The organism is Bacillus sp. PK6-026, from assembly GCF_054161455.1.
The window spans coordinates 767190-778169 of the sequence record NZ_CP096418.1; the positions used below are offsets into that span (position 1 = coordinate 767190).

Here is a 10980-nt window from a genome sequence, read left to right on the forward strand (position 1 = left end):
TGGTAAAGAAATGATACGGATACTCTAATAGGATGATGAAAACATGAAACGTGCACGAATCATATACAATCCGACTTCCGGACGCGAAATTTTCAAAAAAAAACCTTGCCCAAGTTCTGCAGAAGTTCGAGCAGGCAGGCTATGAAACGTCTTGCCATGCGACAACAGGGGAAGGGGATGCCGTACAGGCCGCCAGAAACGCCGCTGAGCGGGAATTTGACTTGATTGTTGCGGCCGGAGGAGACGGCACATTAAATGAAGTCATCAACGGACTGGCGCCGTTGGAACACCGTCCCAAGCTCGGAGTCATTCCGGTCGGAACGACGAATGACTTTGCGAGAGCGCTCGGCATTCCGCGCGAGGATATTTTAAAGGCGGTAAACACAATACTAGAGGGAGAAGCCCGTCCGATTGACATCGGCCGCGTCAACGGCCAATATTTCATTAATATTGCCGGCGGCGGACGCCTCACCGAACTGACATATGACGTACCAAGCAAATTGAAGACGATGCTCGGCCACCTCGCCTATTATTTAAAAGGAATGGAAATGCTCCTTCCTTCGCTGAGGCCGACCGAGGTTGAAATCGAATACGACGGCAAGCTGTTTGAAGGAGAAGTGATGCTGTTTCTCGTCATGCTGACGAACTCCGTCGGCGGCTTTGAAAAGCTCGCCCCCGACTCAAGCTTGAATGACGGCATGTTTGACCTCGTCATTTTAAAGCGGGCAAACCTCGCCGAATTCATCAGACTCGTCGGACTTGCCCTCCGCGGCGAACACATCAATGACGAGCATGTCATCTACACGAAAGCGAACCGCGTCAAAGTGACGGTCAAAGACAAAATGCTCCTGAATCTTGACGGCGAATACGGCGGCGAACTGCCGGGCGAATTCGAGAACCTCTACCGCCATATCGACGTCGTCATGTCAAAAGAAAAAGCGAGAAAATTGGATGAATGAACTTGGTCTAAAGAGCTGGCCAAGTTTTTCTTATAGTAGGTGAAAAAGATGAAACAAAAAGCCCCCGTTCAAAAAAATGAATATTACAATGTCGTATTTGAAGATTTAACACACGAAGGAGCCGGCGTCGCCAAAGTTGACGGCTTCCCGATTTTCGTGCCGAACGCGCTGCCTGACGAAAAGGCGCAGATCAAAGTGACCCGGGTCAAAAAAGGCTTCGCCTTCGGCCGCCTCATCGACTTGAAAGAAGAAAGCCGCTTTCGCACGGACGCGCCGTGCCCGATCTACAAGCAGTGCGGCGGCTGCCAGCTTCAGCACATCAACTACGAAGGCCAGCTTTTATACAAGCAGAAGCAAGTCAAAGACGTGCTCGAGCGAATCGGCAAGCTCGATTTAAGCCGGATCACCGTCCACCCGACTCTCGGCATGGAAGACCCGTGGAACTACCGAAACAAAGCGCAGGTCCCTGTCGGCGAAAGAGAAGGCGGCCTGATCGCAGGCTTCTACCAGCAGCGCAGCCATGAGATCATCGACATGAACGAATGCCTGATCCAGCAGTCGGAAAACGACCGCGTCGTGCAAGCGATTAAAGAAATCTGCGGCAAATACGGCATCAAAGCGTACAACGAAGAACGCCACAAAGGCTGGCTCAGACACATTATGGTCAGATACGGCGCCGTCACAGGCGAAATGATGGTCGTCTTCATCACAAGGACAAACGACTTCCCGCACAAAGCGAAAATCGTCGAAGAGATCACCGCGGCATTCCCGCACGTCAAATCGATCGTCCAAAACATCAACCCGAAAAAAACAAACGTCATCTTCGGCGACGAAACAACTGTCATCTGGGGAGAAGAATACATTTACGACACCATCGGAGAGATCAAATTCGCCATCTCTGCGAGATCATTCTACCAAGTCAACCCCGAGCAAACGAAAGTGCTCTACGACAAAGCGCTTGAATACGCCGAATTGAACGGCGAAGAAACAGTCATTGACGCCTACTGCGGCATCGGCACGATCTCGCTGTTTCTGGCGAAGCAGGCGAAAAAAGTATACGGCGTCGAAATTGTACCGGAAGCGATTGAGGACGCGAAGCGGAATGCCGAGTTGAACGGCATTGAGAACGCTGAGTTTGAAGTTGGCGAAGCTGAGGTCGTGATTCCGAAGTGGTATAAGGAAGGTATCAAGGCTGATACGCTTATGGTTGACCCGCCGCGCAAAGGGTGCGACGAGGCATTGATGCGGACGATTTTGGAGATGAAGCCGAAGCGTGTGGTTTATGTGTCTTGCAACCCGGGAACCTTGGCGCGCGATTTGCGGGTGCTTGAGGATGGCGGGTATGAGACGCTTGAAGTGCAGCCTGTTGATATGTTTCCGCATACTAGCCATGTGGAGTGTGTGGCTGTACTTTTCAAAAAAGATAAATAAAAATTTAAAAACATAAGCCTCTCTAATCCAGGAGAGGCTTATAATGTTATATGAAGGTTCCATTTCTTGCATAAAGTCCTAGCCTTTCTTAATAAAGAGGTGTATCAAAATAGAACAGAAAATCTCGAATCAACTAACGGTTAGTGAACAAATGAAGCGTGTTTTATCAACATATCAGCAAGCAAAAAATGAGGAGTTTAAAGGACATCCTTTGTCACACCTTATTTGTCATGAAATAAAGGATACTCTTTTTAAAGTTGTTGACTTAGATCCTAATATATATCATGTAGCAGGTTCAGTTGGAAAAGGCCGTTGGGCTGAGATTCCTTGGGTTTCAATTTTTCTAAAGAACTTAACGACTTCGGCGACAAGAGGCTACTATATTGTTTACTTATTTAGAGCAGATGGAAATGGTGTTTATGTTAGTTTGTATCAGGGGTGGACATATTTCAAGGAGAAGTATGGTACAAAGATAGGTAGGGCCAAAATCCAAAAAACAGCTTCTATTATTAGAGAAAAACTAAATACCATACCTCGAAATATGAGTCTTTCAAATATCAATTTAAAGGGTGAAGGTAATCTTGCGAGGGGATATGAGTTAGGACATGTATGTGGTCGTTTTTATGATATAAGCAATTTTCCGAGTTCAGAAGACATTATAAGCGATTTACAAGCACTATTAGTTACATACAGAGAAATAGAAGGCCTTATCGGACATCGATCGATAGAACAATTTAATGATTTTATTCTGTCCCAGGAAGACGGCCAATTTTTAGAAGACCGGGTTAACGAAGAGGAGTATCAGATAGCGGCTCAAACCTTTATCATATCCGAGAATTCGAATATCGGATATGAAATCAATCAAAAGAGAGAACGTCCGCAAGCTATCATTAATCAAGGTGGTCAAAGGCAATGGACAAGAAATGCAAGTCTTGCATCAAAAGCTATGATGCTTTCAAATTATACTTGTGAAATTGACCATTCCCACAAAACTTTTATCTCTAAATCTACCAACATGCCTTATGTTGAATGTCATCATCTTGTTCCTATCGCCAAGCAAGAGGAGTTCAAATATGACTTAGATCAACTGGCAAACTTGGTGAGCCTCTGCCCACACTGTCATCGTCTTATTCATTATGGTCAAGATGAGGAGAAGGAAAAACTCTTGAAAAAATTGTATGATCAGCGGAAGGATCATTTAAAAAAGGTAGGGATTGAAATTACCTTTTCACAACTTAAACGAATATATGAAATATCGAATATTTAGATTCAGATTAAAAGCTTTGGTCAAGCGTACCATGGCTTTGTGCTGTTTAACCTAATACTAAAGGCTATAACAGATCATTTTAATAATAGATAACATCTTAAAGGGAAAGAGGGGTTCGGCATTAACAAGGTCGGTTTAGAAGTGGTTGCGGGGGTGTTAAACGAAGTCCTTTTGACAATTAAAAAGCATAAATATTGCACAGGCGAAGTCAATGTTTTTCGAGATGGAAGAGAATTAGAATCTACTTCTCGCTGCTTGAGGAGTGATGTCGGATGATGTTTTGCTGTGGACCATTATTGAGATAAAACCGAGGCTTGCAGTTTATGTATCTTGTAACCCTGGAACCTTGGTGCGCGATTTTCGGGTGCTTGAGGATGGTTCATGCTCGCCATTGAGAATAAATTACAGGCCATTCGACCAGGAAATTTCCTTCTTACCAAAAAACCAAAATAAATGTTGACGCTTTCATAAAACCGATATATACTTTAATCAAATCCAATATTGATAAATTAGACATGTGACTGGTCATGCAGGCAGGATCTAAAACCGATAAATTTTTTAATTTGTCGGTTTAGGTCCTTTTTTTATTGCCTAAATATAGGTCTCATGTTTCAGAAAAGGGGGAGAAACAGTGAATTACACACAAACAGCAAGAGACGTATTGCAGCATGTAGGCGGTAAAGAGAATATTGCCCATTTGGAGCATTGTTCGACACGACTCCGTTTTACGCTGATTGATCAAAACAAGGCGAATGTACCGGCACTTGAGAAAACACCAGGTGTCATCGCTGTCCGTATGTCGGGTCAGTGCCAGGTTGTGATTGGAAACGATGTCATCGAAGTCTATGAGGAATTGACCGGCCTTCTCGGCGGAGCACTTTCTGGACAAAATGGGTCTACCCATCAGCCGAAGGAAAAGCGAAAAGTGGGGACTGTACTATTAGACTTCATTGTTGGCGTTTTTCAACCGCTTGTTCCAGCCATTGCGGGTGGAGGGATTTTAAAATCGTTTCTCCTCCTCTTCTCGTTATTCGGATTAATGGATGCCAAAGGGCAAACGTATCAGATTTTAAATATGGTTGGCGATGCGCCGCTTTACTTCCTGCCATTGCTAGTCGCCGTGACGACAGCCAATAAACTAAAAGTGAATCCGCTTGTTGCATTATCGGCAGTCGGCGCTCTTATTCTGCCAAACATGACGGCTATGCTGACAGAAGGCGCTCAATTATTTTCATTTGATTTGAAAAATATTGCGTATGCCTATCAGGTGTTTCCGGCGATTTTATCTGTCCTGTTGTATGCACAGATGGAAAAATGGTTTACTCGTATTTCGCCAAAACCCATTCGTATCTTCTTCGTACCGATGATGTCATTGGTTATGACAGTTCCGATCACTCTCCTGTTGCTGGGACCAATCGGTTTTACAGCAGGGCAAGGTTTCACAGCGCTCATCCTTGCTATGTTTGACAAAGTGGGCTGGGTTGCGGTTGCGATCCTGGCAGCAGTCCTTCCATTTATGGTGGCATCAGGGATGCACAAAGCGATGGTGCCATACGCTGTAACGACAATGGGCAATCTCGGAAAAGAAGCACTTTACTTGCCTGCATCACTTGCACATAATATCGCTGAAAGTGGGGCGTGTTTCGCAGTTGCCCTTCGCACAAAAGATAAAGTGCTTCGTTCAACTGCCATTTCTGCGGGAATTTCCGCATTCTTTGGCATTACCGAACCGGCATTATACGGGGTGACATTGCAAAATAAACGTGTGCTTGGCAGTGTCATGATCGGTTCTTTCATCGGCGGTATCTTCATTGGGCTTGTCGGACTTCAAGCGTTTGTTCTTGTTGGACCTGGTCTTGCAAGTATGTCGATGTTTATATCTGACGATCTTCCACGCAACTTCATGTTTGCAGTGATTGGTTTTGCCATCTCATTTGTTGTTGCGTTTGTTGCTGCCTTTATTTTAGGAAAGGATCGAAAGACAGAAGAAACGGAAAAAGAAGCAGAGCCAGGTGCTTTCGCTGAAAAACTTGGCGCAGATGAGACGTTCAAAAGTCCAGTCATCGGTCAAATGATTTCACTATCTGATGTAGAAGATGACATATTTTCTTCAAAGGTCATGGGGGAAGGAATTGCCATTATTCCTTCAAAGGGTGAACTATATGCACCGGTAGATGGCGAGGTTTCCCTTCTCTTTGAAACAAACCATGCGCTCGGTATGAAAACAGCAAACGGAGTTGAGGTTCTTTTCCATATTGGGATCGACACCGTTCAGCTAGAGGGCAAGTTCTTTAAACCTTTGGTTCAAGCAGGAGACAAAGTCAAAGCAGGTGATCTGCTCATTCAATTTGACCTAGAAAAAATTAAAGAAGCAGGTTATGATCCAGTTACACTAGCAGTTATTACGAATACGGATCAATATGATATAAAAGTAACGCAATTAAAAGAGGTCAATCGTCAAGATACGTTGATGGTTGTTACACAATTAGGAGGGTAATCATGATGACAAAGACAAAAGGATTTCCAAAAGGTTTTTTATGGGGCGGTGCGATTGCCGCAAACCAAGCAGAAGGAGCTTGGAATGTTGATGGAAAAGGACCGTCTGTTGCAGATATTGCCATGTACCGTTCGAATTTGAGTGTAGAAGATTACGAAGGACACCTTGCTGTTACTTCTGAAAACATTGAACGCGCAATGAAAGACCCGGACGTAAAAAAATATCCAAAGCGCAGAGGGATTGATTTCTATCATCACTATAAAGAAGATTTGGCTCTCTTTGCAGAAATGGGTTTTAAAACATTGCGTATATCGATTGCATGGAGCCGAATTTTCCCGACAGGGGAAGAAGCTGAGCCGAACGAGAAAGGCCTTCAGTTTTATGACCGTCTGTTTCAAGAAATGAAAAAACATAACATTGAACCGATCGTGACGCTGTCACATTATGAAATGCCATTAGCACTTAGTGTGAAATACAACGGATGGGTTGAAAGAAAAGTGATCGACCTCTTTGTGAAGTTCGCCAATGTGTGTTTTGAACGCTATAAAGATGTTGTGAAATATTGGCTTACCTTTAATGAAATTGACAGTATACATCGCCATTCTTTCATTACAGCGGGAATCATTCCTGACCGCTGTCCAGAGGGGAAGGTAGAAGAAACCGTTTATCAAGCATTGCACCATCAATTTGTGGCTTCTGCTCTTGTGACTGCAGATTGCCATCGCATCATTCCAGGCAGTCAAGTGGGATGTATGCTAACGAAACTTACGACTTACCCGCACACTTGTCATCCGAATGATGTCGAACGCGCACTGAAGCAAAACCTTGATAACTATTTCTATGCAGATGTTCAAGTGTTTGGCGAATATCCGCCATTGATCAAACGCATGCTGGAACGAAAAAATATCAATATTAAGATGGAAGCGGACGATCTTGCCATTTTGAAAGAACATACGGTAGACTTCGTTTCATTTAGCTACTATATGTCCCTGACAGAATCTGCACAAGAAGGGCTGGAAAAAACAGATGGCAATACGATTCGCGGTGTGAAAAACCCTTATTTGCCTTCAACAGATTGGGGTTGGCAAATCGATCCGGTCGGTTTAAAAATTTCGCTCATTGAATTGTATGATCGCTATCAAAAACCTCTCATTATTGTGGAGAACGGCATGGGTGCGAAAGATGTTGTTGAAAGCGATGGATCGATCCATGATGATTATCGTATTAACTATTTCAGAGAACATTTCCGTCAGATGAAAGAAGCCATTGAAGAAGGTGTAGATCTCTTCGGATATACCAGCTGGGGATCCATTGACATTATTAGTGCGGGAACATCTCAAATGTCCAAACGATATGGATTTATCCATGTTGATCAAGATGACGATGGCAACGGGACATTGAAGCGCTCACGTAAAGATTCATTCTACTGGTATAAGAAAGTGATCGAGTCAAATGGAGAAGTATTAGACTAAAAAACCGCATTCATGAAAAGGTGATGGCGATGTTTAAAATAAAAAAGGTTTTAAACTCGAGTGTGGTACTGGCTGAAGATCAGAACCGACAGGAGATGGTTTTATGCGGCAGAGGCATCGGTTACGGACGAAAACCTGGGCATATGATTGAAGAAAAACAAGCTGATCAAGTGTTTATGCCAGTAGACAATATGAAGGCAAAAGAATTTCTTCAACTGTTGGATTCAATACCGCAAGAATTTATTGAATTGACACAGCAAATTGTTCATTATGCAGAAGAAAAATTAAAAACAAAGCTAAATTCCGGCGTTTACTTCACATTAATGGATCACTTAAATTTTGCAGTAGAGCGTTATAAAAAGAACATCAATATTACGAATCGCGTCTACTGGGAAATTAAAAACTACTATACAGAAGAGTTTGAGGCAGGGAATTATGCACTGCAGCTCATCAATGAAAAACTAGGGATCCAATTACCGAAAGAGGAAGCGGCAAATATTGCGTTCCACTTAATTAATGCATTAGGTGAAGAAACAGAATCTAAAAATGGAATGAAGTATGCAAAAATGATCGGGAGCATTGTCAATCTTGTCCGGTACACATTAAATATGAAATGGGATCAAGAAAATATCCATTACAGCCGATTTATCACACACGTTAAATTTTTTGTTGAAAGATTTTACGCTGATAAATTGCTGGCAGATCAGGAGCATGAATTGTTTGAGCAAATTGCTAATTTATATCCGCAAGCAATGGATGTAGCTTTCAAAATCAAAGATTATATCAAACAGGTACACGGAATCGTCATTCCGAACGATGAACTAACATACTTGGGAGTCCATATTCATCGCTTGATTTCTTATCAGCAATTAAAATAAATGAAGAACCACTTGCCTTTGTGGAAGGCGAGTGGTTTCTTGTTTTTGAAAAAGAAGGAGCATTTCTGTTTATAGGCCAGATGAGTTGATTGATCTATACCAACAGTTAAAATTGACAACAAAAGGCTTTTTCAATTGTTGACAAAAACATATCACTAATTGACAAAAGGTCATTACAAAAATTTACACATGTGATAAGATCATTTTACAGATAGAGAACAATCTTAAAGAGAAAGAGGGGGTTCGGCATGAGCAAGGTCGCTTCAGAGGTGGTTGCGGGGGTGTTGAACGAATTCCATTTGGCAATTAAAAAGCATGCTATTGAGCAGGCGAAAAGTCTTTTTGAAGAGGCGAAGTCGATGTTTTCCGAGATGGAAGAGGATCAGAATGTGCTGGCTTATTTTTCGCTTCTTGAGGAGCGGTACCGGATGATGCTTTATGATGCGAGGGGAAAGCGGCTGCCGCGGGAGTCTTACTTTAATGATTCGCAAATCGAGTGCATCGAGCAGACGGATCATATGATCGATTACTATTTCTACTTTTTTGAGGCGATGCATGAAGCGTACAACAAGAATGTTGAGCGGGCGATCAGTCTGTACAAGGTTGCCGAGAAAAAACTGGCGAAGGTGCCCGATCAGATCGAAGCGGGCGAATTTTATTTTAAAGTGTCTTGGCTGTATATGTCTCTCCGGCAAAATGCGGTTTCTCTCAATTATGCGAGAGACGCGATGAATATTTACAAAATGCATGACGGGTACGAAAAAAAGCTGGCGATTTCCCAGGTTGTGATGGGGACAAATTACATGCAGATGCAGCGCTTTAAAGATGCGGAGAAGTACTTTGAACAATCGATTGAAATTTCCAAAAAGATCGACGATTCGTTTTTAGAAGCGATGCTTCATCACAATATCAGCATTCTGTATTCCAATTCCGGCCGGTCTCAGGAATGCATTCTCGCCGTCCAGCATGCGTTGAGCAACCCCGAATGGTGCGAGTCAAGCTACTATATCAACTCGCTTTACATGCTGATCAGAGAGTTTTTCAAAATCGGCGAAACAGAAGCGGCCCTGTTCTATTATAAAAAAGGACAGGAGGAATTAGAGAAAAACGGGAATAAGCATTATGAAAAGAAAATAAATATTATGTATGAGCTGTATTGCCATGAAAACGTAAAAAGCATCAAAGACGACATCGATTCCTTGGACGAGATGAATGATTTAGACGGTGTTTGCGACCTTTCTCTGCTCATCTCAAGCTATTTCGAGAAAAAAGGAGATGACAAGAAAGCGCTGGAATTTGTTAAAATATTCATGAAAGCCGAAAACAAAATGAGATCATTAGGGAGTGAGGTATTGTCATGAAAAAATTGATTCTTTGCTTGTCGTTAACTGCTATGGTCTTAGGCGGAGCAGCTTTATCCCAAAGCCACAATCAGGCGTCAGGCGGCGTTCAAACAGCGGAGCTGCCGGTTGGGGGTTAATGTTTGCTGAAGTCCTTTTACAGGGCTTCTTTTTTAAAGACATGAAATGGGGTGCGATTACAGTGAATCTGCAAGAGCATGAAATATAAAAACCTTCCATATTCGCGAGAGGCCCTCCAATCGTTTAAAACATATTTAAACTAAATATTGGAGGGGAATATCATGAATGACAAAACATTTTTATCATTTTTAAAACACGCAGATAAGCCTTTCAGCGGCTGGGATTTTTCTTTCATTGACGATACGGGAAGAATGAAAAGCGACCTGCTTTCATGGTCATACGGAAGCATGGCTCTGTCTCTTATTCAAGATTCCAAATCCATGCTCGATATGGGGACAGGCGGCGGAGAATTTTTATCGAAATTGGGGCCGTTTCCTTCGTCAGCATACGCTACTGAATGCTATTTGCCCAATGTGCCAGTTGCAAAGGAACGATTGACGCCTTTAGGGGTTCAGGTCGTCCAAATTGATGATGATGAAGATCTTCCATTTGAATCCGGCCAATTTGACCTGGTCATCAATAAACACGAGTCATATTCAGCACAAGAGGTGAGGAGAATCCTTTCAAAAGGAGGACTGTTTCTCACTCAGCAAGTCGGCGGGCATGATTGCGAAGAAATCAATGAAAAACTTGGTGTACCGCTAAATGAAGAATTTAAGGACTGGAACTTGGAAAAAGCGTTAAAAGAAATAGAAAAACATGATTTTAAGGTTTTAAAAAGCAGGGAAGAGTGTCCGACTCAAAGGTTTTATGATATTGGGGCTCTGGTCTATTACTTAAAAGCCATTCCCTGGCAGGCGCCCGGTTTTGAAGTGGATCAATACACGGATGAATTGTACGCGATTCATAAAATGATTGAAGAAAAGGGTTATTTTGATGTCACACAGTACCGGTTTATGATTTTAGCGGAAGCGATTTAGAGTTTGATCAAAGATTTGCCTATGAAGGGTGTCTCATATTATATGGTGACATCCTTTTTTATTTTCCTATATTTT

At 42.7% G+C, this 10980-nt stretch carries 8 protein-coding genes and 2 pseudogenes; all 10 read left to right on the forward strand.

Annotated elements, in window-relative coordinates; translation table 11 throughout:
• The first annotated feature begins 43 nt into the window (after positions 1-43).
• The 10 genes and pseudogenes from M1D59_RS03850 to M1D59_RS03895 all read left to right on the forward strand — a co-directional run bounded on the left by M1D59_RS03850 (position 44) and on the right by M1D59_RS03895 (position 10905).
• Positions 44-959: pseudogene (locus M1D59_RS03850) on the forward strand (diacylglycerol kinase).
• Between the two features lie 48 nt (positions 960-1007).
• Entirely contained in the window at positions 1008-2390 is a 1383-nt protein-coding gene (gene rlmD, locus M1D59_RS03855; RefSeq protein WP_458117796.1) for a 23S rRNA (uracil(1939)-C(5))-methyltransferase RlmD, read from the forward strand.
• Positions 2391-2541: 151 nt separating this feature from the next.
• Positions 2542-3657: an MrcB family domain-containing protein gene (locus M1D59_RS03860; RefSeq protein ID WP_458117797.1), complete on the forward strand. Its 1116-nt coding sequence runs from the start codon at positions 2542-2544 to the stop codon at positions 3655-3657.
• Positions 3658-3928: 271 nt separating this feature from the next.
• Positions 3929-4057 (forward strand): annotated as a pseudogene (locus tag M1D59_RS03865) (hypothetical protein); the annotation flags it as partial.
• A 231-nt stretch (positions 4058-4288) separates the two neighbouring features.
• Positions 4289-6154, forward strand: a complete 1866-nt coding sequence (locus M1D59_RS03870; protein WP_458117798.1) for a beta-glucoside-specific PTS transporter subunit IIABC — start codon at positions 4289-4291, stop codon at positions 6152-6154.
• Between the two features lie 5 nt (positions 6155-6159).
• The gene (locus tag M1D59_RS03875) at positions 6160-7626 is read left to right on the forward strand and encodes a glycoside hydrolase family 1 protein (RefSeq protein ID WP_145625451.1); all 1467 of its coding nucleotides are present in this window, start codon (positions 6160-6162) and stop codon (positions 7624-7626) included.
• 29 nt (positions 7627-7655) lie between these two features.
• Positions 7656-8504 carry a PRD domain-containing protein gene (locus tag M1D59_RS03880; RefSeq protein WP_151253461.1) on the forward strand — a complete coding sequence of 283 codons (849 nt, stop codon included), beginning with the start codon at positions 7656-7658 and terminating at the stop codon, positions 8502-8504.
• 248 nt (positions 8505-8752) lie between these two features.
• Positions 8753-9865, forward strand: a complete 1113-nt coding sequence (locus M1D59_RS03885; protein ID WP_328031736.1) for a Rap family tetratricopeptide repeat protein — start codon at positions 8753-8755, stop codon at positions 9863-9865.
• Entirely contained in the window at positions 9862-9984 is a 123-nt protein-coding gene (locus tag M1D59_RS03890; RefSeq protein ID WP_011197633.1) for a PhrK family phosphatase-inhibitory pheromone, read from the forward strand. Before M1D59_RS03885 ends, M1D59_RS03890 begins: the two co-directional genes overlap by 4 nt.
• Before the next feature lie 162 nt (positions 9985-10146).
• Entirely contained in the window at positions 10147-10905 is a 759-nt protein-coding gene (locus tag M1D59_RS03895; protein WP_128823450.1) for a class I SAM-dependent methyltransferase, read from the forward strand.
• Positions 10906-10980 lie beyond the last annotated feature (75 nt).

Excerpts from the sequence above, each read along its gene's own strand:
- rlmD (WP_458117796.1), top strand. The coding sequence starts at position 1,008 with ATGAAACAAAAAGCCCCCGTTCAAAAAAATGAATATTACAATGTCGTA.
- M1D59_RS03860 (WP_458117797.1), top strand. The coding sequence starts at position 2,542 with ATGAAGCGTGTTTTATCAACATATCAGCAAGCAAAAAATGAGGAGTTT.
- M1D59_RS03875 (WP_145625451.1), top strand. The coding sequence starts at position 6,160 with ATGACAAAGACAAAAGGATTTCCAAAAGGTTTTTTATGGGGCGGTGCG.
- M1D59_RS03880 (WP_151253461.1), top strand. The coding sequence starts at position 7,656 with ATGTTTAAAATAAAAAAGGTTTTAAACTCGAGTGTGGTACTGGCTGAA.
- M1D59_RS03885 (WP_328031736.1), top strand. The coding sequence starts at position 8,753 with ATGAGCAAGGTCGCTTCAGAGGTGGTTGCGGGGGTGTTGAACGAATTC.
- M1D59_RS03890 (WP_011197633.1), top strand. The coding sequence starts at position 9,862 with ATGAAAAAATTGATTCTTTGCTTGTCGTTAACTGCTATGGTCTTAGGC.
- M1D59_RS03895 (WP_128823450.1), top strand. The coding sequence starts at position 10,147 with ATGAATGACAAAACATTTTTATCATTTTTAAAACACGCAGATAAGCCT.